This is a genomic window from Streptomyces sp. NBC_00984, from assembly GCF_045162475.1.
Classification (GTDB): Bacteria; Actinomycetota; Actinomycetes; order Streptomycetales; family Streptomycetaceae; genus Streptomyces.
In genome coordinates, this window is record NZ_CP108734.1 from 2,136,583 (window position 1) to 2,158,924 (window position 22,342).

At 69.1% G+C, this 22,342-nt stretch carries 19 protein-coding genes; 2 read left to right on the forward strand and 17 right to left on the reverse strand.

The features are described 5' to 3' along the window. Positions 1–14 precede the first annotated feature (14 nt). From OG520_RS09230 to OG520_RS09255, 6 genes are all read right to left on the reverse strand, one after another. Positions 15–1,016: an MBL fold metallo-hydrolase gene (locus OG520_RS09230; RefSeq protein WP_406012851.1), complete on the reverse strand. Its 1,002-nt coding sequence runs from the start codon at positions 1,014–1,016 to the stop codon at positions 15–17. Positions 1,017–1,364: 348 nt separating this feature from the next. Further along, positions 1,365–2,540 carry a Gfo/Idh/MocA family protein gene (locus OG520_RS09235; RefSeq protein ID WP_399332844.1) on the reverse strand — a complete coding sequence of 392 codons (1,176 nt, stop codon included), beginning with the start codon at positions 2,538–2,540 and terminating at the stop codon, positions 1,365–1,367. A gap of 53 nt (positions 2,541–2,593) precedes the next feature. Continuing rightward, positions 2,594–4,234, reverse strand: a complete 1,641-nt coding sequence (locus OG520_RS09240) for a hypothetical protein (RefSeq protein ID WP_399332846.1) — start codon at positions 4,232–4,234, stop codon at positions 2,594–2,596. Positions 4,235–4,292: 58 nt separating this feature from the next. Then, entirely contained in the window at positions 4,293–5,252 is a 960-nt protein-coding gene (locus OG520_RS09245; protein ID WP_406012852.1) for a carbohydrate ABC transporter permease, read from the reverse strand. Continuing rightward, positions 5,249–6,259 (reverse strand): ABC transporter permease, encoded by a 1,011-nt coding sequence (locus OG520_RS09250; RefSeq protein WP_399332848.1) that lies wholly within the window; start codon positions 6,257–6,259, stop codon positions 5,249–5,251. Before OG520_RS09250 ends, OG520_RS09245 begins: the two co-directional genes overlap by 4 nt. A 635-nt stretch (positions 6,260–6,894) precedes the next feature. Further along, on the reverse strand, positions 6,895–7,695 hold the full coding sequence (locus tag OG520_RS09255; protein ID WP_406012853.1) for a DeoR/GlpR family DNA-binding transcription regulator: 801 nt from the start codon (positions 7,693–7,695) through the stop codon (positions 6,895–6,897). A 185-nt stretch (positions 7,696–7,880) separates the two neighbouring features. Between OG520_RS09255 and OG520_RS09260 the strand changes: the two genes are divergently transcribed. Then, positions 7,881–8,765, forward strand: a complete 885-nt coding sequence (locus OG520_RS09260; protein WP_399332850.1) for an SIS domain-containing protein — start codon at positions 7,881–7,883, stop codon at positions 8,763–8,765. Between the two features lie 157 nt (positions 8,766–8,922). Further along, positions 8,923–9,726: an acyl-CoA thioester hydrolase/BAAT C-terminal domain-containing protein gene (locus OG520_RS09265; protein ID WP_406012854.1), complete on the forward strand. Its 804-nt coding sequence runs from the start codon at positions 8,923–8,925 to the stop codon at positions 9,724–9,726. A gap of 116 nt (positions 9,727–9,842) precedes the next feature. Here the strand turns inward: OG520_RS09265 and OG520_RS09270 are convergent, their stop codons facing one another. From OG520_RS09270 to OG520_RS09320, 11 genes are all read right to left on the reverse strand, one after another. Further along, positions 9,843–10,397 (reverse strand): hypothetical protein, encoded by a 555-nt coding sequence (locus OG520_RS09270; RefSeq protein WP_406012855.1) that lies wholly within the window; start codon positions 10,395–10,397, stop codon positions 9,843–9,845. 72 nt (positions 10,398–10,469) lie between these two features. Then, positions 10,470–11,612 carry a P1 family peptidase gene (locus OG520_RS09275; protein ID WP_406012856.1) on the reverse strand — a complete coding sequence of 381 codons (1,143 nt, stop codon included), beginning with the start codon at positions 11,610–11,612 and terminating at the stop codon, positions 10,470–10,472. Positions 11,613–11,674: 62 nt separating this feature from the next. Then, a complete protein-coding gene (locus tag OG520_RS09280) occupies positions 11,675–12,373 on the reverse strand; it encodes a 4'-phosphopantetheinyl transferase (protein WP_399332857.1) in 699 nt (232 codons plus the stop codon). A 145-nt stretch (positions 12,374–12,518) separates the two neighbouring features. Beyond that, on the reverse strand, positions 12,519–13,706 hold the full coding sequence (locus OG520_RS09285) for an MFS transporter (RefSeq protein ID WP_406012857.1): 1,188 nt from the start codon (positions 13,704–13,706) through the stop codon (positions 12,519–12,521). Positions 13,707–13,712: 6 nt separating this feature from the next. Continuing rightward, positions 13,713–14,264, reverse strand: coding sequence for a GNAT family N-acetyltransferase (locus tag OG520_RS09290; protein ID WP_406016449.1), 552 nt, complete (start codon positions 14,262–14,264; stop codon positions 13,713–13,715). A gap of 18 nt (positions 14,265–14,282) precedes the next feature. After that, positions 14,283–15,434 carry a type III PLP-dependent enzyme gene (locus OG520_RS09295; protein ID WP_406012858.1) on the reverse strand — a complete coding sequence of 384 codons (1,152 nt, stop codon included), beginning with the start codon at positions 15,432–15,434 and terminating at the stop codon, positions 14,283–14,285. A gap of 34 nt (positions 15,435–15,468) precedes the next feature. Beyond that, entirely contained in the window at positions 15,469–16,809 is a 1,341-nt protein-coding gene (locus tag OG520_RS09300; RefSeq protein WP_406012859.1) for a DUF6271 family protein, read from the reverse strand. Further along, entirely contained in the window at positions 16,791–17,855 is a 1,065-nt protein-coding gene (locus tag OG520_RS09305) for a phytanoyl-CoA dioxygenase family protein (protein ID WP_406012860.1), read from the reverse strand. The genes OG520_RS09300 and OG520_RS09305 overlap by 19 nt, the downstream gene beginning before the upstream one ends. A 319-nt stretch (positions 17,856–18,174) precedes the next feature. Then, positions 18,175–19,107 carry an ArsR/SmtB family transcription factor gene (locus tag OG520_RS09310; RefSeq protein WP_406012861.1) on the reverse strand — a complete coding sequence of 311 codons (933 nt, stop codon included), beginning with the start codon at positions 19,105–19,107 and terminating at the stop codon, positions 18,175–18,177. Between the two features lie 430 nt (positions 19,108–19,537). Continuing rightward, positions 19,538–20,401, reverse strand: coding sequence for a Gfo/Idh/MocA family protein (locus OG520_RS09315; protein WP_406012862.1), 864 nt, complete (start codon positions 20,399–20,401; stop codon positions 19,538–19,540). Between the two features lie 116 nt (positions 20,402–20,517). Next, complete coding sequence (locus OG520_RS09320; protein WP_406012863.1) at positions 20,518–22,167, reverse strand: tryptophan 7-halogenase; 1,650 nt, start codon at positions 22,165–22,167, stop codon at positions 20,518–20,520. Positions 22,168–22,342: the final 175 nt, after the last annotated feature.

Below are 22,342 nucleotides of genomic sequence, written 5' to 3' on the forward strand. Positions count from 1 at the left end.
GGCAGAAGCTCCGCCTACCGCTCCGCGGGGCCCGCCGGCTCATCCGGCTGCTCCAGTTCTTGAGCGACCACGGCGACCTCGGTCATCACCTGGAGCACGCCGGGCAGCTCGGAGCCGTCGAGCTGCCGGTACTCGCTGCCGATGGTCACCACCAGCCTCTCGGGCAGGCCCAGTTCCGGGTAGCGCCCCTCGCCGATGACCCGGCGGGCGGCCTCGACGGCGGGAATCCCCGCCGTGTGGAAGGCGTGGGCGCGCTCGCGCACATACTCCAGGTACACGATGTGGTCGCGCACCCCGGCCCGGTCGAGGAGCGGGCCGTGTCCCGGGACGACGGTCTCGGCGCCGGTGGCCAGCACGCGTTCGCAGGCCGCGATCAGATTGCTCAGCGGACCCGCCCAGTGCACCGGGTGGTCGCCCGGCTGCTCCGGGGTGGAGGAGAAGATGATGTCCCCGGTGAACACGGCACCCTGCGCGGGCAGATGGACCATAAGGTCGCCGGTGGTGTGCGCGGACGGCAGCGCGGAGATCTGGACCGGGTACTCCCCCAGGGTCAGTTCGAGCTCGCCCGTGAAGTAGGTGGTCGGCACCACCGGCTCGGTCTGCGACCAGTCGAAGGGGCCGAAGTGATGTGCGAGATAGCTGCCGAGCGGGGTGGCCGGATCGCCTGTGGCGACGAGGGCGTGCTGCTGCTTCGGGGTGGGTTCGTAGTGGATGTGCTCGCGGGCCTCGCGGGTGGCGATGATCTCCGCGTCCGGGAGTACGCCCGCGCCCCAGAAGTGGTCCCCGTTCGCATGGGTGACGATCACCCGGTCGACGTGGACGCCGTCGGGCAGCCGCTTCGTGGACTCGGCCAGGAACTGGCCGGCCAGCACGGCGTCGTACGGGGTGTCGATCCAGAGCGCACCGCGGGGCGAGACGAGCAGACCGCAGTTCGCCAGCCCCCAGCCCCGTTTCGGCGGGAGCCATGCGTAAAGGCCCCGCCCCAGGTCAACGACGTCTCCACCCGTGATCGACATGGACGCGATTATGCCGACCGAAATCCGGCCACGCGTTCGACCTCGGCCACCACGAGGTCCCGTTGGCGCAAATTCATCGCTCCCGCTCCCCGGCGGCGGAGCCGTGGTGACCCTGCGAGACCGGCGCGCCCCGCCCCCACCTGTCATCTTCCGGATGAACCTCCTCAATTCACCCGACGGTGTCACGCGTCGCGGCGAACAGCTGCCGAGCGGTCGCCAAACCGGAATGAGCCGATTACCCACCGAGCATGACTGAAAACAGTCGCAAAAAAACTTCGGGGACAGCGCCGGAAGGCACTGTCCCCGAAGGTCTCCCGGGCGGCGAACGAGTCGCGCCCGTCGTACCGACTACGGGCGGACCTGGCCGCCCTCGAAGTAGGCGATCAGCTCCGGGTCGAGGGCCGGCACCTCGAACGGCGCACCGCCCTCGCGCAGGGAACGGGTCGCGAGCACACCGGCGGCGACGCTCATCCGGGCGGCGACCGGCGAGGTGTCGGTGACGCCCCCGTCGCGCACGAACCGGCAGAACTCCTCCATGATCCGGGTGTCCCCGCCGCCGTGCGACCCACCGGCCTCCGGAACCCGGTAGGTGATGTCGGCGTCGCGGCGGTAGCCGCTGGGGCCGGTGTTCCAGACCTTGACCTCGTCACCGGGGCTGTCACCGAAGTTCTCCAGGCGGCCCTCGGTGCCGATGACGGTGTAGTTCCGCCAGTAGTCGGGGGTGAAGTGGCACTGCTGGTAGGCGGCCACGACGCCGTTGTCGAGCTGCATGTTCATCACCGAGACGTCCTCGACGTCCACGATGTGGTGCAGGTCCTTGCGGGCCGTCGGCGGCCAGTCGAACTCGCGCAGCCAGTTCGCCGGGCGCGGGGTGTCCGCCTCGCGGCGCGGCAGGTCGCCGTAGACGAGGAGGTCGCCGAGCGCGTTGACGCGGCGGGTGTAGCCACCGGCCAGCCAGTGCAGGACGTCGATGTCGTGCGCGGCCTTCTGGAGCAGCAGGCCGGTGGTGCGGGTCCGGTCGGCGTGCCAGTCCTTGAAGTAGTAGTCACCGCCGTAGCCGACGAAGTGCCGCACCCACACGGCCTTGGGCTCGCCGATGTCACCGCGGGCGATGATGTCGCGCATCAGCCGCACGACGCCCATGTGGCGCATGTTGTGTCCGACGTACAGCCGGGTGCCGGTCTCGTACGCGGCGCGCAGGATGTTGTCGCAGCTCTCGACGGTGATCCCGAGCGGCTTCTCGACGAAGACGGCCTTGCCGGCCCGCAGCGCGTCGATGGCGATGGTCTCGTGGGTGTCGTCCGGGGTCGCGACGATGATCGCGTCGAGGTCGTCCCGGCCGAGGAGCAGCTTGTAGTCCTCGACCGCGACTTCGGTGCCGAAGCGCTCGGCCTCGCGCCGGCGCACCTCGGGGTCGAGGTCGCAGACGGCGGTGATCGCCGAACCCTGTCCGGGGTGGTGGGCGGACGTCGCGATGGAACGGCGCAGGCCGAGCCCGATGACGCCGAGTCGCAGGTCTGACACGGGGGTCCCTTCTGTCTGTACGGGTGGTGCGGGCGGAGACTGGTGACGGGCGGCTACTTGCCCGCGAGCGAGGCCTCGAACTCGGCGCGCATCTTGTCGCCGCCGCCGGAGCGCCACTTGCGCAGCTCCTCCTTGTAGGCGGAGATCGGCTTGCGGCCCGCGACGATGTCCTTCTGGCAGTCGCTCATGGCGGTGGTGAGGGACGCGCTCTTGCTGGTGGACGTGTCGGAGAAGTGGCCGCTCGTCGGGTTGGTCTGGCTGATCTTGAGGAGTTCCTGCTGCCAGCCGTGGATCCGGCCGGCCAGCTCCGACTTGCCCGGCAGGTAGATGTACTCGGGGCCGGCGGCCAGGAAGGCGAGCGGCATGGCCGTGGTGACGGCCTCCGCGTTCCCCTTCGGGGTGAGCTTGATGTCGCCGTTGGCCGCGTGGGTGAAGTGCGTGCCCTCGATGCCGTTGTCGAGGAAGAGCCGCTCCTCCGTACCGAAGGGCGCGGCCAGGTAGTCCAGCACGCCCAGCAGCATCCTGACCCGCTTGTCGTCGGCCTTCTTGTTGATGGCGGTGTAGCCGACGGAGCCGTATCCCATGGTGTACCGCGGCTTCGCACCGGACGTGGCGGCGAACGGCGGGATGATGCCGAACGGGAAGTCGTAGTTCTTGACGTCGACCAGGAAGCTGGGGAAGGACTGCACATAGGCGCCCAGCGTGCCCTGGGCCATCTTCTCCATGGTGGTGGAGAGGTTGGGGTCGGGCCAGAAGAGACCGGCCTTGGCGACCTTGACGCCGAACGCCAGGGCCTCCTGGTACTCCTCGGTCTCGTACATGTGCGTCAGCTTGCCACCCTCCAGCCGCCAGCCGCTGGGGGCGCCGAACCACTGGCCGAACATGCCGACGTGGTTCACGTACGCCGGCTCCAGGACGTACTTGTTGCGCTTGGCGTCGAGGAGTTCCTTGCCCTTGGCGAGGAAGTCCTCGGCGCTGGTGAACTCGGCACCGCCGACCGGCTTCCAGAAGTCCTCGTTGACGACGTAGACCTGGCCCATGGAGCCGTAGGCGACGGTGACGCCGCGGATCTTGCCGTTGATGACGGCGGTCTTCCACGCGGTGGTCGGCAGGTTCGCCAGGTTCGGGTACTTCTTGACGGCGTCGCCGGACAGGTACGGCGTGAGGTCGTGGAACTTGGCGTCCAGCAGCTCGGGCACGCGCTGGATGCCCTGGTTCGGCGGGAACCAGACCAGGTCGGGTATGTCGCCGCTGGCCATCATGGCGTTGAACTTGGTGAGGTACGCGTCGACGCCCTGGTCGACGACGATCGTCATGTCGAACTGCGCCCCGAGACGCTTGTTCAGCTCCTGCCAGTAGCCGTTCCTGCCCTGCGGCGGGGCGGGCGTGGTGAACGTCTCGGTGAGGGCCGTGATCCGGCTGCCGTCGCCGGGCGCCTTGGCCACGGACCTGGTCAGCTTCTTCGGGTAGCGCAGATACGTGGCGTCCAGACCGGCCGCGTTCCCGGCGAGGTCCGCGGGGGCGGTCTGCGCGGGGACGTACGCCGGGAGCTTCAGCTTGGCGGATGCCTTGGCCCCGCCCTTGCTGATGGTGGCCCCGCTGCCGCACGCGGTCAGGGACGTCAGACCGGCCACGGTCAGGCCGGCGATCCCCGCCGCGCCCATGAAACCGCGCCTGGACAAGTTGGTGGACATGGGTGCTCCTTGAAGTGTGTGAAGTGCGTGGGGGCGACGGGAGGTCCGGGTGGGCGGATCAGCCCTTGATCGCCCCGGTGAGGACGCCCTTGACGAAGAACTTCTGCAGGAAGGGATAGACGCAGAAGATGGGCACGATGGCGATGATGAGCACGGCCATCTGCAAGGAGGTCGCGGGCGGGATCGCGTGCACGCCCATGGCCTGCGCGTTGATGCTCTGGCCGTTGAGGACATAGCTGCGCAGGATCACCTGGATGGGGAACTTGCTGGAGTCGTTGAGGTAGAGCACCGCGTTGAAGAAGCTGTTCCAGTACCCGACCGCGTAGAAGAGGCCGACCACGGCGAGGACCGCCTTGGAGAGCGGCAGCACGATCCGGAAGAGGACGGTCACCTCGCCCGCGCCGTCGATCCGCGCGGCGTCGTACAGCTCCTCGGGAATGCTCTGGAAGAACGAGCGCACGACCACGATGTTGAACGCGTTGAGCAGTACGGGAAGGATCAGCGCCGCGTAGGTGTCGAGCATCTTGAACTGCTGGACGGCCAGGTACGTGGGGATGATGCCGGGGGCGAAGAGGAAGGTGCCCAGCACCAGCAGCAGGATCGGCTTGCCGAGGACGGTGCCGGGCCGCGAGGTGCCGTACGCGATCATCACGGTGCAGGCCAGGCTCAGCGCGGTGCCGATCAGCGTGATGAAGATGGAGACCACGGCCGCCTGGGTGACGACTCCGCCGGAGAGGATGACCCGGTACGCCTCCAGCGTCGGGTGCTTGGGCAGCAGGACGTACCCGCCGTTGGCGTTGAGCTCCTCCCGCCCGGCGAGGCTGGTGCCGATGGCGAGGACGAACGGGTAGAGCACGATCACGGTCAGGACGACCAGGGCGGCGGCCTTCGCGCCCTGCCCGTACCAGTGGGGCCGTTCCATCCACGGCGGGCGGCCGGAGGAGGCACGGCGGCGCTCACCGCCGCGGGCGCCGGGGCGGGCGGTTCGCAGCCGTGCCGCAAAGGTCTGCTGACTCATCGGTACACTCCCTGCTCACCGAAGCGGTGGGCCAGCTTGTTGGCGGCGAGGATGAGGGCGAATCCGATGACGCCCTTCATCAGGCCGGCGGCCGTGCTCATTCCCCAGCTGCCGTCGATGACGCCGTGGAAGTAGACGTAGGTGTCCATGACTTCCGAGGCGTCCGGACCGACCGCGTCGCGCTGGAGGATGATCTGCTCGAAGCCGACCGAGAGGATGTCGCCGAGCCGCAGGATCAGCAGCATGAGGATCACCGGCCGGATGCCCGGCAGGGTGATGTGCCAGATCCTGCGGAGCCAGCCGGCTCCGTCCATGGCGGCGGACTCGTACTGGCCCATGTCGATCGAGGCGATGGACGCCAGGAAGATGATCGTCCCCCAGCCGCAGTCCTTCCAGATGGCCTGGGCGGTGATCAGCAGCTTGAAGGTGCCGGGATCGGTCATCACATTGCCGATGTTGACCCCGTGCTCCATCAGCAGCGTGGTGACGGAACCCGCGCCGCCGAGCACCTGCTTGAACATCGCGACCACGACGACCCAGGACAGGAAGTGCGGGAGGTACACGACGGTCTGGATGAACCGCTTGATCTTCTCGCTGATGAGCGAGTTCAGCAGCAGCGCCAGCGCGATCGGGGCCGGGAAGTAGAGCAGCAGCTGGATCGCGGTGATCTGCAGCGTGTTGGAGACCGCGCTCCAGAACTCCGGCTCGGAGAGCAGCGCCGTGAAGTTCGCGAGACCGACGAACGGGCTCTGCTTGAAACCCAGGAACGGCTGGTAGTCCTGGAAGGCGATGACGTTGCCCGCGAGCGGCAGGTAGAAGAAGAGAGCGAAGTACAGGACACCCGGCAGGCAGAACAGCAGAAGTGATCTGTCCCGCCTGAGACGGTGCCGGAGCGGTAGTCGTACCCGTATGTCCTTGCGCTTCTTCCCGCCGGAGCGAGCCGTGTCGTCAGGGTCATGGGGCTGCGGCACAGGCGACCGCACGGCCGAGACCGGCGCATCTGCCATCGTCACAGGCACCTCCAGGGCTGATGGAGCAAAGGGGAGTGTCCCGCGATCACGGCTGCAACACGCACCGGTGACAGTGCGGCCGTTGCTCCCTCGCGGCGACAGCCACATGGTTCACGACATGCACCTCAATGGCAAGAGTTGTTCATTTCACACGGGTAACGAACATCTAAGGACATTGAAAAGTCCTGACTGAGGTTCGTTTTGACCCCGCGGAAGCCCGCAATCGGGCACATCAGGGGCACATGGCAGGTGCAGAACGGTCACGGAAGAACCTCGACGTGATCACCGAACCTCTTGTCGGCCAGTTGATCGCACCTCAGAAGCCGCCCCAGTGCTCGATCTTGCACCGATGGGCGTATCCCCCAGCATTCTCAAGCAGGGGCTACTGAACAACTTCTGTCCGACCGCGGCGCCCGGGGCGGCCGCGGCGCCCGGGGCGGCCGCGGCGCCCGGGGCGGCCGCGGCGCCCGGGGCGGCCGGGACAGCCGGCACATGCCGGTACGCCCGGTGCGGCAACGCGACCGGGCACCGGGTGGAACCGCGCGGCGGCACCGGCAGGGTCGGCCGGCGGTGGACGGCGCCCGCACCCGGCCTCGCGGGACGGCGTCACCGCCGGAGGGGAGGGGGTCGCCTCACACGGCGATGACGGTGACGCCGGCCTCCGTGAAGCGAGCGGTCGCCTCGGGCGTGATGCCCTTGTCGGTGACCAGGAAGTCGACCTGCCCCAGATCGCAGACCCGGGCGAAGGCGCGCTTGCCGATCTTCGAGGAGTCGGCGGCCACGACGACCCGCTGCGCCTGCTGGGCGAGCAGCCGGTTGATGCTGGCCTCGCCCTCGTGGTGGACGTACGCGCCGCGCTCGGTGTCGATCGCGTTGACGCCCAGCACGGCGACATCCAGCGTGATCTCGCCCAGCACCCCGCTGGCCAGCGGGCCGGTCAGCTCGTACGACTGCGGCCTGGCCACCCCGCCGGTCACCACGATCTTGATCTGCGGCCGGATCACCAGCTCGTTGGCGATGTTGAGGGCGTTGGTGACCACGGTCAGGGTCGGCTGGCCGCCCATCCCGGCCGCACTGTCTCCGACGACGTCGGAGCGCACCGCCAGCGAACGGGCCACCTCGGTCAGAGTCGTGCCGCCGGTCAGCCCCACCACCTCGCCCACGGCCACCAGGTCGGAGACCGCGCGGCCGATGGCCTGCTTCTCCGGGGCGTGGCGTCCGGTCTTGTAGCGCAGGGCCAGTTCGTAGCTGACCCCGTGCGCCACCGCGCCACCGCGGGTACGGGTGAGCAACTGCTGCTCGGCGAGCTGATCCAGGTCACGGCGGATGGTCGCGGCCGAGACGTCCAGCGTCGTGGCGGCGTCCTCGACGTCCACCCGGCCGTTCTTACCGACAAGTTCCAGCAGCGCGTTCCACCGGGCATCCCTGGACAAGGCAACTCTCCTTACGAGTCCGGGCTTCGGGCACCCATCCCCTTGGGTACGGTCACCGGACACGCGCAAGCGTCGCACAAGGCTCCGCCCAGTCAAGCCTCCTGCAAGCAGAATGCTTGATAATGCTCGTAGGTCGCGTATAACGTGCGGAAACGAGCATCCCACTACGAGTACGGAGTGCAAAAGTGTCATTTGTCGAGATCGAGACTGCCAGTCAGCCGGAATGCTGGCGTCGCGCCGCCGAGCTGGCCCAGACCCAGTCGGCCGCCCTGCCCGCCGCCGGTGAGCGCATCGCGGTCGTCGGCTGCGGCACCTCGTTCTACATGGCTCAGGCGTACGCCGCGCTCCGCGAGGGGTCCGGCCAGGGCGAGTCCGACGCCTTCGCCGCCTCGGAGTTCCCGTTCGGCCGCGGCTACGACCGGGTCGTCGCCCTCACCCGCTCGGGAACCACGACCGAGGTGCTGGAGCTGCTCGAACGTCTGCGTGGTGCCACCCGCACAGTGGCCATCACCGCCGATCCCGACACCCCGGTCATGACGGCCGCCGACGACGTCGTCGTGCTCGACTTCGCCGACGAGCAGTCCGTCGTGCAGACCCGGTTCGCCACCACGCTGCTCACCCTGCTCCGCGCCCACCTCGGTCTGCACACCGAGGACGTGGTGCGCGACGCGGAGACCGCGCTGGCCGAGCCGCTGCCCGAAGGCCTGGTGGACTGCACCCAGTTCACCTTCCTCGGCCGCGGCTGGACGGCGGGGCTCGCCAACGAGGCGGCGCTCAAGATGAAGGAGGCGTCGCTGTCCTGGACCGAGTCGTACCCCGCGATGGAGTACCGCCACGGCCCCATCAGCATCGCCACCTCCGGCACCGCGACCTGGATGTTCGGCACCGCCCCCGAGGGTCTCGCCGAGCAGGTGCTGGCGACCGGCGCCCGCTGGGTGGAGAGCGGCCTGGACCCGCTGGCCGAGCTGGTACGCGTGCAGCGTCTGGCCATCGCCCGCGCCGCCGCCCGCGGTCTGGACCCGGACAGCCCCCGCCACCTGACCCGCTCCGTCGTGCTCACGGACGCCTGACCGGCCGGTGCACATCGTCGAGCGCACATTCGGCGACCCCGGCGAAAGCGCTCGCGAGGCTGCTCGCGGAACCCCTCATGAAGCCCTTCACCAGGGCGTTCGCGAGGGGTTTCTCGCCAGGCCCGCGGGCGGGCCGGTATGCGACACGGAAGTCGGAGTGCTGGTGCTCTCCGGGTCCAGCGGGCGCATCGAGGACGAGCGGTGCAGGCTCCTGGCCCGGGAGGGCATCGCCGCCCTGTCGATCCGCTGGTTCGGCGGCCCCGGACAGCCGCCGGGCATCTGCGAGGTCCCGCTGGAGACGTTCGAGCCCGCGATCGAGGTGCTTCGCGCGGGCGGCGCACGGCGGATCGGCGTCCTCGGTACCTCCAAGGGCGCGGAGGCCGCCCTGCACCTGTCCGTGCTCCTGCCCGGTGTGGACGCCGTGGTGGCGCTCTCGCCCACCTCGGTCACCTGGGCCAACGTCGGGCCCGGCCGGGACGGACGGAGCCGCCCGTACCGCTCCTCCTGGACCTGGCGCGGTGAGTCGCTGCCGTTCGTCCCCCTCGACGACTCCTGGGCACCGGCGCCCGGACGGCCAAAGGGCGATCCCGTAGCCGTCCTCGGCTGGTACGAGCAGAGCCGGCGGACGTTCGCCGACCGCGTCGGCGCGGCGGCGATCCCGGTGGAGAGGTCCGGTGCCGAACTCGTCCTGGTCGCGGGCGGCGACGACGCGATGTGGCCCTCGCTGCGCTCTGCCGAGGAGCTGGCCGCCCGCCGCAGAGCGGCCGGCCTGCCCGTACGGGTCATCGGCGGCCCCGACGCGGGCCACCGCCCACGGCTGCCGGGCGAGGACCCGGCGCCCGCCTCCACGCAGTTTCTGTACGGAGGTTCGACCGCGGCGGACGCGGCCCTCGGGGCAGCCGCCTGGCCCCACATACTCGACGCGCTGCGCGGCACGCCCGCTCCGGTCGGAGGTATGTGAGGAGGCCGGCGGTGCGTGCGGAGGCCGACGGCCCCGCGAGGAAGCCGGCGGTACGCGAGAAGGCCGGCGGTCGTCCCTTCCGCCGGCCCTGCCTCTCGAACGACACCTCTCCGTGGTCAGGACTCCTCGAAGTAGACGTCCAGAACCGCGTCGAGTTCCGCCGCCCACTCCTTGAGGCTGCTCCTGGCCGGCGCCTCGACCTCCGCGTTGAACCATCGGCGGGTCGAGATGTGGACCGTGAGGGTGAACCGGCGGCCGAACCGGGGGGTCTTCACCTCGACCGCGCCGATCTCGTCCCAGCGGAACTCGGCCTCCTGATCGTCCAGCCGGAACCGGACGCCCTCGCGGTCCGCGGTGATCGACCCGCGGCGGTCGCTCACCTCGAACGCGGGCCCGTCCACCGCCTCCTTCCCGTCCGCCGCCGAGGCCTCTTCCGACTCCGACTCCGAATCGGACACGGCCTCCGCGGCCTCGGACGCCCGCTCCTCCGTCCCTTCCGGCTCCGGCTGTTCCCGCTCCGTCTGTTCCGGTTCTGTCTGCTCCAGGTCTGTCTGCTCCAGGCTCGTATCCGGTTTCCCGGCCGTGACGGGGGCCGTGAGACCGGGGATGAACGCCGGGTCTGTCCCTGCGGCGTATCCGGGCTGAGTGTTGGGATCTATGCGCTGCTCCACGGCGGGCAGTATGGCCGACGAAGCTGTGCCGGGCCAGCGAGCCCGCCGTGGAAGCCGCACGGGATCTATGTGCTACGACACCGCTCCCCGCGCCGCCAGGAGTTCGGTCACCCGGTCCAGCGGGAGCGCCGGGACATGGTGTCCGGCCCGCCCGGTCATCGCGTGCGCGCCGGTGAGCACATTGAGCACCGCCTCCTCCACCGACTCGACCACGGCGCCGTAGAAGGGGTCCATCCGGCCCCAGGGCACGAAGCGCATCGACTCGTACGGCGCGCTGCCGTCGTCCTCGGGGAACGTACTGGTCAGCGCGGACGGGTTGGCCGTGGAGAAGGCCAGGAACAGGTCTCCGGAGAAGTGACTGCCGGTGGTGCCGGTACGGGCCAGGCCGAGCGTCACCCGACGGGCCAGCGCCTTGCACTGACCCGGCAGCAGCGGGGCGTCGGTCGCCACCACCACGATCACCGAACCCGCGCCGGGCGGCACCGGGCGCTCCCCGTCGGGCGCCGCTCCGGGGGCCGGTGCCTCGACCGGGTCGGACAGCTCGCGCCCCACCGGCACCCCGGCCACCACCAGTTCGCGCCGTGCGCCGAAGTTGGCCTGGACGAAGACACCGACGGTGTACCGGTCCTCGCCGTACTCCACGACGCGCGACGCGGTGCCCGACCCGCCCTTGAAGCCGTAGCAGCGCATGCCCGTTCCGCCGCCGACGCATCCTTCCTCGACCGGCCCGGACGCCGCCGCCTCGATCGCGGCCGCCGCGTGGCGGGACTCCACTGCCGTACCGTGGATGTCGTTGAGGTGGCCGTCCCAGGTCTCCGTGACGACCGGCAGCAGCCACTCCGGCGCCATGTCGCGGCAGTTGGCGCGCACCCACTCGACCACGCCGCGGTGCACCGGGCCGACCGCGTACGTATGGGTGATGACCACCGGAACGGCGAGCGAGCCGGTCTCCTCGATCCACGCGGTCCCGGTCATCTCACCGTTGCCGTTGAACGAGTGCCAGCCGGCCGCGCAGGGGGTGCCCACACCGTCCCGGCCGCGTGGCAGCAGCGCGGTCACCCCGGTGCGCACGTCGTCGCCGTCGACGAGGGTGACGTATCCGACCTCCACGCCGGGAACGTCCGTGATCGCGTTCCACGGCCCCGGCTCACCGGTCAGCGGGATGCCCAACTCACGTGCGCGCCTGCGCCCTTCGCCCGGGTGATCTTCGCTCATGCGGACAGAGGTTACGGGAAGCCCACCCGTCGGACGAGACCTGCGCCGCTGCTTCCCGGTCCCTACGCACCCGTTCCACGCGGAGAGCCGGGGGCGTTCCCGACGACGATCGCGGTCAGCACCAGGCCCTTCTCGGCCAACCAGCGGCCGTTGAAGGCCGCGGGGACCGCTTCCGACCCGGTCCCGGTCGCCGGCACCGGGTCGGAGGCCAGCAGTTCGGCGGTGAAGCTGCCGTCGAGGCGGAGCTCGATGTCGGCCTCCTCGAAGCCCAGCCAACGGTGGGTGAGCGGGAACCACGCCTTGTAGACGGCCTCCTTCGCGCTGAACAGCAGACGGTCCCAGTGAATCTCCGGGTGCTCCCGGCGCAGTTCACGCTCCCGCCGCTGCTCCGTCGCCAGCGCGATGCTGTTGTGCACGTCGCCGGGCAGCGGCGCGTGTTCCTCGGCGTCGATGCCGATGCTGAGCACATCCGTCCGGTGGGCCACGGCGGCGGCGCGGTAGCCGGTGCAGTGGGTCAGGCTGCCGACCGTGCTCTCCGGCCAGATCGGGGCACCCCGTTCGCCCTTGAGGATGGCGACGGGAGCGATGCCCAGCGAGCCGAGCGCGCGGCGGGCACAGTGCCGCGCCGTGGCGAACTCCCCGCGCCGCTTCGCCACGAAGCCGCGGGTCAGCTCCTCCTCGCCGGGCAGCAGTACGGCATCGGGCAGGTCGGAGAACGCCTCTGCCACCGCTACCCGGGACGGCAGGATTTTCTCGATCATGGTCTCCCCTTACCTGCTGGACTCCCCCATCCTGCCTGCTGTCGCGGGCTCTCCCAACCGGTCGGCGGCGCGGGCACCGACTCCACAGCGTTGTATCGGCCACAGCGCCGTCGTCAGCGGCCTCTGCGGCGTCCTTGCGGTTCCCTCAGGACTCGGCGAGTCTCGGCCAGCGGATCTGCGTGGCGCACAGGGACACGAGGATCGCCGAGGCGGCGACGGCGGCCATTCCCCAGACGAGACTGCTGGCGCCGGCGATGAAGCCGATCACCGCGGGTCCGGCCAGCAGGCCCGTCGTTCCCATGGCGGCGACCAGGGCCAGCGCGTCCGTACCCTGTGCTGCCGCCGCCACGTAGATGCACGGCGTCACGGCCGCGACGCCCAGTCCGACGCAGGCGAACCCGATCAGCGTCGGCACGACACCGCCCGCCAGCAGGGCGAGCGCCAGCCCCGCACCGGCCACCACGCTGCCGACGCGGACGATGCGTCCGTCGCCCCAGCGACTGCGCCAGCCGTCGGCGAAGACACGGGCCAGCACCATCATGACCGAAACCACCGCGATGCCCATGGGCGCCATCTCCGACGCCGCGTCGACGACGTCCTTCATGTAGAGCGCGGACCAGTCGTTCATGGCGCCTTCGGTCACCGTGCCGAACACCATCGCGCAGCCCATCCATACCGTCACGCGGGACGGCATGCTCAGCTTGCGACGGCTCTTCCCCGAAGCCGGGACCGGGTCCTCCGCAGGGGCCTCGGCCCGAGGCTGCTGTTCCTCCGTCAGCAGGCCCGACCGGGTGAGGCCGACCAGCAGGAGCAGGAGGACGGCGGCCACGCCGAAGTGCGCGGCGATGTCCGTGGTCACCAGGTTCACACCGGACGCGAGAAGCGCGGCGAACAACGAACCGGCACTGAACGTGGCGTGCAGTTTGGCCATGGCGGTTCGCTGATAGGTGGCTTCGAGAGCCGCCCCCTGAGCATTCATCGCGACATTCAGGCTGCCGACGGCGATGCCGTCGCAGCAGATGACGACAAGGGCGACCGGGTAGTCGGGCGCCGCCGCCAGGGCCGGCAGGAGCAGGCTCAGACATACCGCCGACACGACCGCGAGGCGTCGCGAGCCCATGCGCTTCATCAGTACCGCCACGAGGGGGAACGATGCGGCCGCGCCCGCACCACAGGCCATCAGCAACAGGCCCAGTTCCGCTTCCGTCAGGTCCAGCCGTGTCTTGATGGCGGGAAGCCGTGATGCCCAGGTCGCGTACTGGAACCCGAGAAAGCAGAACAAAGCCGCGATGGCGAGCTGCGCCCGGCGGAATTGATCACGAACGCCAAACACAGGTAATCAGCCCACTTCGTCTTCCAGAGGTGCCCGATGCGAGGACGCATGGGCGGGATTCGTTCTGCTGCCGCGGACGCCCGGCACCGCCCTGGACATGTACACCGCGTCCGCGCCGTAACTCTTCGGGGGCGTGACCTCCCGATGGGCCCGGTATCCGTTCGCCGCCCAGAAGGTGTCGCTGCCGGAAACGGCGACCAGGGAGATCGCTTCGTACCCCTTCGATCCCGCCGTTCCGGTGAAATGACGCAGCAGGCCCTTCGCCAGACCCCTGCCACGGAATTCCTCGGCGATGACGAGGTCGTGCAGATGCAGATTGCGCGAATGGAAGACGACATCCTCCGCACGGTTCAGATCCGGATACTCGAACATCGGGTAGGGCAGGGCCAGCAGGTAACCCGCCGTCCGGTTCCCGTGCTCCGCGACGAAGCAGGTGGCCGGCGAGGCATGGGCCCGGGACTGCAGTGCCGCCCGCCCCTCCGAAAGACCGTCGTCGGTGTACGCGCCGGCTTCCAGCGCCACGATGGCGTCCCAGTCGCTGTCGGAGATGTGTCGTATACGCACGTCGTGACCCGTCTAATCGCCGTGTACGCAGGTGTACGGAAGCGGATCGAAACCGTTGAACCCCTGCGTCATGTAGCCGGTGGCATAGGCGCCGCTGGAGAGAATCCAGACCGGGTCTCCTGATGCGGCGGATCCGGGTACGGCGACGCGATCGTGCTCGTGGTCGTATGCGTCGTCGCTGTCGCACGTGGGACCCGCGACAACGGCCCGGACGCTTTCCGTGCCGGAACGAGAGGGAAACAGCAGCCGGTACTGCAACTGGTCCATCTCGTAGAGTCCGTTGAACTTTCCGCAGCTCAGATACAGCCAGTGCTCGCGTGCACCGTCGATCTGCCGTCGGGAGGACAGCCGTGACACATGTGCCCTGATGGCGCCGTGGTCGGCGACCAGATGACGTCCCGGCTCCATGACGAAGTCGAGGGGGGATTCCGAGACCGCCCCGAGGTGCTGCAGGCCTTCCCGGATCACGGCGAAGATCTTGTCCAGCGGAGGATCCAGGGGCATTCCCCGGCTGTCGAGATAGCCGAGAGCGGGCAGGCCGCCACCGAGATTGATGTGGTCCGGGAAGATGCCCCGCCGGTTCAGTTCCGTGAGGACGCCGGCAAGGAGCTCGAAGGCGTCCTGCCAGGCCTCGGACGTCATCTGCTGCGAGCCGACATGAACGGACAGACCGGACGGTGTCAGGCCGGCCGACCGCGCGGCCTCCATGACGAGTACCGCGTCGGTCGCGGAGCAGCCGAATTTCCGGCTGAGACCCCACAGTGCCCCGTCCCCACTGGTGGCCAGTCTGCAGAACACCCGGGACCCGGCGGCGTGGGCCGCTATCGCCGCCACGTCCTCCAGGCTGTCGGTCGCGAAGTCCCGCACGCCGAGCCGGTGGGCGTCGGCGATGTTCTCGTCGGACTTGATGGTGTTGCCGTAATGAATCCGGTCGACCGGCACGCCGGTCCTGAGGGCTTGCGCGATCTCATTGGGGCTTGCCGCGTCGAAACCCGATCCCTTCCCCGCCAGACGGCCGAGGACCTCGTCCACGGGGCAGGCCTTCATGGCGAAGCGGACGGAGATGTCCGGCAACTCCCTCAGCAGTGCGTCGTACTGCGCCTCGATGCCCGCGAGATCGAAGACGATCCGGTCCTCGTCGGCGGCTTCCAGCGCAGCGCGCATATGAGCATTCAGATGCATGTTGATCCACGCCCGCCTAGCGAATCGGCTGATGAACGCTGGTGGATGTACTCGGCCCACGCACGCTGGTGGATCTGCTCGCCTCCATCAGGGGGCGCCAGGCCTCGGTCAGCAGCGCGAAGTCCTCGATGTCCGCCTGGGCCTCTTCGAGCAGTCGTCGACCACGCGATGCCAGAACGTCGGCGAACTCGGCGTATCTGCCGCCCAGTTTCCGGTAGGAACGGTTGAGGACGTCCAGCCGGTGTACGTTCTCCTCGCGGTCCGACCCGGCGCTCTCCCTCGCCAACTCGGCCACCGCTTCGGGGCGGAGGTGGAAATCGCCGTCGATCAACGAGGCGCCGGCCGCCGCCATGCGGTCGTAGATGAAGTTGAAGTAGAGCATCGACAGGAAGAACTTCGTCAGCCGCAGCTGATAGGCCATGAATCCGGCATCGGTCCGGCGTTCGGCCGTGTAGTAGTTCACGATGTGGCGGTTGTGCAGAACGCCGGGCAGGGTGCCGTCGTGCACCAGGTGCATCAGGAAGTAATCGCTGCCGATGGTGTCGGTCGCGGGCGGCAGTGGCACCCGCTCGTACACCTCGTGCAGGAAGCTGATGTTGCACATGTCCACACGCATGGGATTGACATGGGTCAGGGTCGAGTGATCGCCGGTGAACGGGTCGGTGCCCGCTCCCCTGAAGGATTCGTCGACCAGTTCCCTCTTCTGCTCGTCCGACCAGTGGCGAGGAGCCCAGAGACCGACGACGTCGTGGTAGATGTCGCGGTCCAGCCGGGAGATCTCGCCGATGTCCACCGACAGTTCACCCACGAATGAACTGCCCACCATCACCACCGGTTTGGACGCGTGCTCCGGGTCGAGCACGGTCTCGGACACACCGCTCGCCGCGTCGGCCGCGGTCTTCCCGAGCGAGGTGAGCTCATGGTGAATGGGAAAGACCGTCTCACCGTTCAGAACCTGGTACGTGCTGTCCGAATCCCTGCGGTGCACCGAGTGGCACCCGAGCGCACCGGCGATCAGAAACGCGCGATTGGTGCAGGCGCCGTAGGACACAGCGGCCGGGAGCATGAGGTCGAGCATCAGGCCCGGCTCGAGGACACCGGAACGCCGGATCACCCGCCGCAGGAAGTGCCTCTGTTCCGCTTCGTCGAGGTGATACACGATCACATTCGGCGCCCGGCGGGCCTCGTCGACGACCTGGGCGTGCTCGGCGAACGTCTGCTTCCCGGAGGAGTCCAGGATCAGCACATGCACCTCGACGCCGAAGTGTCCGGCCGCGTAGTCCGCTTCCTCGCCCACGGCCGCAATCGTGGCGGCGCAGGCCCTGTTCGTGGGAAGGGTCAGGCAGATACTGCGCATGCCGGCTCTCCCGTCGACCGTTCGGATTCCCGCTCGTTCCAGGACGTGAGCCCCAGCAGCTTCTCGCCGAGGCCGTTCAGCGCGGCGGTGCCGTACCTGAGGGATTCATGCCTCGTGGCGTCACCGACCAGGGTCCTGTTCCAGTCCGGCGTGCCGAGCCGTCGCCACGATTCGACCCGGGAGCGCCGCAGCTCGTCGTGCGACTCCAGTGCGGGCATCATGGAGAGGTACTGGACCGCGCGCACACCGTTGTCCGAGGTGTTGCGTGCCACCCCGTGCGCGAGCAGACCGTTCCAGATCAGCAGGTCCCCGGCCCCGAGTTCGGGCCGGACCACGGGAAACTCCCCCCGGTCGGCGTCCGGCCTGATCGGGTCCCGGTCCTCCGGCTGAGTGGTCTTCCACTGCTCGAACCGGCGGAACAGTTCGGGCGAGCACTGGAAGCCGCCCAGCTCGGGCCGGGTGTCGTTGAGCGCGATGATCCCCTGGACCCGTTGGGGCAGAACACCGAGCGTGGTGTCGACATCCCAGTGGAGCTCGATGTCGAAGCCCTCGTCCGTGGGCTCGATGAGTGCGCGATCGCGGTTCTTGACGTTGGGCGGATTGAGGTTGAGCCGGTCCAGCGTCACCCACAGCTCTTCGCAGTCCCACACATCGACGAACGCGTCGTACACGCGCTGCGCCTGTCGGCTGTCCCAGATGAGCTGGTGATGGTATGCCTCGACGAAACCGTAGACATGCAGCTCCCGGTCCAGATCGGTCCGGAACGGCCGTTCCTCGTACCAGCTTTCGGGCCGCGCCGGATCGAGCCCCTGGAAGTCCCAGGTGAAATCCAGCAGGCGTTTCGCCGCGGCGGCGGGTATCGCCTCCCTGACGATGACGTAGCCATAGGTCTGCCAGAAGTCGAAGTCCTCCTCGGACAGCACCCGGAGCTCCCGCGATTTGCGGATGTCCCTCAGTGGTGTCCGTGCCAGGTATGCCTCACCGTCCGAGCTGAAATACGGGAGGTCCGAAGGGGCTCGATGCAGATACGGTTCGGGCGTCGGCATGCAATCACTCCAGGCTCGAAATGTCGGTGGGCGCCGGGAACGGCCTCCGCTCGTCGTCGTCGGCGGCGTCGGCGCGGTGTGTGTCGGGACAGAGCGATGGACGTGGCCCGGTCGTCGGGGCCGGGGCGCCGTCGGACTCACGAGTCCGGCGTCGTGCCGGCCTTCGGCCGAGCCGTTCCCCACCTCGACTCTTGTCGACCGCAGGGTGGCGGACAAGCCTTTCGGTGTACGCCGAATCGCCTCGGCCACGCACCGTGCCGTCGGGCTGTTTCCGGCGAAACCGCTGGTGAGGAGCCCGACCACGGACCAGCCCTGAAGATCACTTGTTCATCAGACACTGCGTCAGCGTCACGCCCGAACGATTCAGCTCGTACAGGACGCGGGTGCCGGCCCGGTGGCGTTGGACCACGCCCGCCGAGACCAGGGCCGACAGGTGCTGGGAGACCGTGCTCGCGGCCAGCCCCAGCTGGTCGGCGAGCGCGGACGTGGTGATCGGTACGGCCAGTTCACGGACGACGGAGGCGCGCCCCCGGCCCAGCAGGATGGCCAACCGGTCCTCGCGCGAGGACCGTTCGGCGCCGGCCCGCTCCGGATCGGCGTGCAGGAGTCCCGCTCCCCGCGCCGCGAAGGAGACCACGGTCCGCCCGTCGGCGACCGACCACCAGTGGGTGACGTCCGCGAACAGCATCGGCACGGCGGTCAGGCGATCCACGCCGTCCGTGCGCTCGAACGGGATCCCGAGGTCGCGGAGCAATGCCACACCCCCGCCCATCGCCAGGGTGCGCGAGCGGAAGAGGATCTCCTCCTCCAGGGAACGCGCCGGCCCGATCCCCAGCGGCTCGATGGCGGTTCGCCAGAAGTTCGACAATTCGACCGCCAGATAGCCGAGTTGCGCTTCGGGGTCGCGGACCATGGCGGCGATCAACGGGTCCCCGAACGCCTGCGGGTACTCACGGGCGAGCTCGTCACGGACGAGTCCGGCCGATACGCGTGCCATGTCGTCGAGCTCATCGGCGACACCCGCCTTCCGCGAGGTGACGCCTCCCGTAAGGAACGAGGGAATGCGCCCGCGCGGCCGTGCCAGGGCGACCACCGACCTCAGTCGCGGCGTCAGCGCCCCGTGTGCCTCACGGGCCCAGGAGGAATGCGGCCAGGGGACCTCGGGGCCGTAGCGGACCAGCAGTGCGGCGGCACCGAACGCCTGCCACAACTCGCACAACGCCAGGCGTACGTCCGAGAGCTGTTGCTCCATCAGCCCTCCCGGGCGGCATCGGCGCACACCGGCACGGACTCCCGGACGGCGCCCCGCCCGTACGCCAACACCCTTGATCTGAACCGGCGTTCAGTCCTGGAGAGCAGCACACCCACAGCAGAAGCACGCGACGGCTTGAACATGAACCCCGCCCATTCATTGTGGTCCAGACCAATGATGAATGAGCTTTCGGCACCCGTCCGGCGACTGTCAAGGATCTTGTGCCCCAGGTCACATCGATATCACTCACGGCGACAGCGTGAATGCGAATGGTGATTCAATTTGGCTTGCGCATGTCAAGAGGCAGCTTGTCGAGTCGGCGCGGCCGGACGCCCGAACAGTACGCCTACCAGGCCAATTGCCGTGCGGGGTATGCCTGTCGGCTCGATTCTCTTCGCCCGGCCGTAACCCGGGCGTGCATGCGCTCGGGTTACGGCCGGACGTCGGCCGGCGCCTCGCACAGGGCGGTGGCGACGGACTCAAGAACCTCGATGGGGCGCAGCAGATCCCCGTAGCCGATCGGCGGCCTGCCCGTGCGAGCCATCTCCAGGAACGCTTCGAGGCCGGGCACGCAGTAGTCCGCGCCCGGAACGAGGGTCTGCTGGACCATGCTCTCCCGGGTGAACGTCATTCCGTGGAAGGGGATCTGTTCCGTGCTGCCGGGCTTGACGAGGTTCACGACGACGCGGGTGTCGCCCGCGGTGAACGAGGCGGTGACCGTGGTGCCGGTGACGTCCGTCCGGACGCCGGAGATCTCACCGGGGGCGAGCCGCAGGGCGATGTCCACGGCGTGGATGCCGTAGAAGAAGATCCCGCCGTGGTCGCCGGCCGGATCGGCGGGACCGGACACGACGACCAGGTGCGGCTTGCCTCCCGGCGCCGACCGGGCCACCAGCGCGTCGGTGTCGGGAATCCAGCGGAGCGCCGAGGACGAGGTCAGCGGTGCGTCATGGGCGCGTGCGGTGTCGATCAGGGCCCGAGCGTCCTCGACGGTGCGGGCGAGGGGCTTGTCGACGAACACCGGAAGGCCTTCGGCCAGGAAGGGGGTCGCCTGGTCCCGGTGGCGCGCGCCGTCCCGGTCCGCGACGACGACGGCGTCGACCAGCCCCAGCATCCCGGTGGGCTCGTCGACGATCTCCGCGACGCCTCCGGTGACCGCCAGTGTGTCGTTGCGCCGACCACGCCCACCGCTGAGCGCCACGACGCGTGCGTCGCCACCGGCCTCGTCGACATTGAGGTGGCGGACGATCTGGTCGACATGGCTGTTGTCGGTGCCGACGATCCCGATGCGCATCCGGAGAGCTTCCCTTCGAGGTGACAGGCTGGTGGAACACACCCTCCCGGGCGCGAGGAGGCGCCCCTGCGCAGCGCAGGACCGAGTTTCCCACAGGGGTGGAGCAGCGTCCCGGGCTACCTGATCGCGCGGGACCGCGGCACGGGCGGGCGCGAAGCGTCCCGGCCGTGCTCGGCGTACCCGACCGGACGTCCTGTGTCGGGCCGTCGGACGGCCATCGCGGGCGACGGGCGGGTGTGGAGGCGGTACAGATACTCCTGCGCCGTGGGCAGCGTCTCCAGCAGGATCTGCTGCTGACGCTTGATCTGCAGGAACCGGGCCTCCGCCGCCCGGCGGGCGGCCGGTCGATGGGTCAGGGCGGACCGGGGTGCCGAGCGGTCCGTGGTGAGTGAGGCCAGCAGGCAGTAGTACGCGACTTCATGGGCGGCCGGGTCCGGGGACAGGCCCGCGCGGTAGGCCGTCAGGCACTCCCGCAGGGCGTCCGGCAACGGAAGGTCGCTCACGGCCGTCCAGAACGGGGTGTCCCGCCGGGGTGCGAGGGCGTACCGGAGCCGGGTGACGTCACCGGCCTCGTCGTAGCGGGCCCGGACCGCACGGTTGTAGCGCGCAGCCGGGGCCTCCCGGTCCTCGTGGGACGGGAAGTCCCGTACCAGGCGGTCCATCTGGTGCAGGACCTCGCCCAGGCCGTCGTCGGCCAGGGGTTCCAGGACGAACGCCGCTCCGCCCACGGCGACGCAGTTCTTCACCCAGGCGCGACGGCTTCGCCCGATGCGGTGGTCGATGTGCCGCACCGTGGCGCCCTCGGGGAGCGGGCCGCACAGCTCGCGCAGCGCGCTCGACGCCTCGTCCGGCTCGGTCCGGTCGCGTGCGTAGGCGTGGCCGGCGCCGAACCTGCCCAGCAGCGGCATCTTCCAGGCCCAGCCGTTGGGCAGCGCGGTGACGGTGGTGAATGGTTCGATGCCGTGGGCCGCGTCCTCCCGCGGGAGGGTGACGGTGACCGCGCTGTCGCACACCAGGCTCTCGTGCGCGTCGACGAAGGGCTCCCCCAGCGTTCCGGCCAGCAGCAGCCGCTCGCCCCCGGTGCAGTCCAGGAAGAGATCGCCGGCGACCGTGCCCGACTTCACGGTGTGCAGCACGGTCAGCATCCCGCGCTCGTCGCGCTCGGCGTACAACAGCTCGTCGCGGACCGCGCGTACACCGAATCGCCGCATCGCCAGATTCCGCAGATATGCGGTGAACATACGGGTGTCGATGTGCCAGGCGTACGGAACAGCCGCGCGTCCGTCCATCCAGCGCGGCGATTTCCCGGCGTCCATCAGTGGCGGTTCACGGAAACACGCGTAGTCGAATGCCTCGATGGTCTCTCCGCTGCTCCGCCGGTGCCGCCAGCATTCGAGGAGCGTGAATTCCTCGCACTCCGGCAGCGGCGCGCAGGGGTGGTAGAAATGATCCACACCGCCTCCCCCAGCCATGCACCGCGCGTTTTCAGCGCCCCCTTCCGTACGCCAATTCACATAGCGGACGGCCGTTTTGAAGGAAGCGCCACACGCCCGCATCCATTCGTCCTCGGGGACGCCGAGGCGGTCGAAGAGTTCTCGTTGCAGTGTCGACGGAACGGCGCCGACCAGGCCCGTATCGGAGGTTTCGGCCGAAGATGACGGCGTTTCGAGCACCACCACGGAAACCGTGGCACCGAATACGGACGCGAGCCGGGCGGCGGCGGTCCAGCCGGCGGCCGTGCCTCCCACGACAACGATTCTCCTCATGCGACTTTCCATGGCGAGGATTCTCCCCGCACCTTCTGTACGGCCTCCATCGTGAAGTCATGGAGATCTGTACTGCTCTGTATCGACGCGTACAGAAGTACCGGGGATTTGATATATCGATACCGCAGAACCTGTTGGTGCGGGACCTGAACGGGGCCCGGACCCACACAGGAGG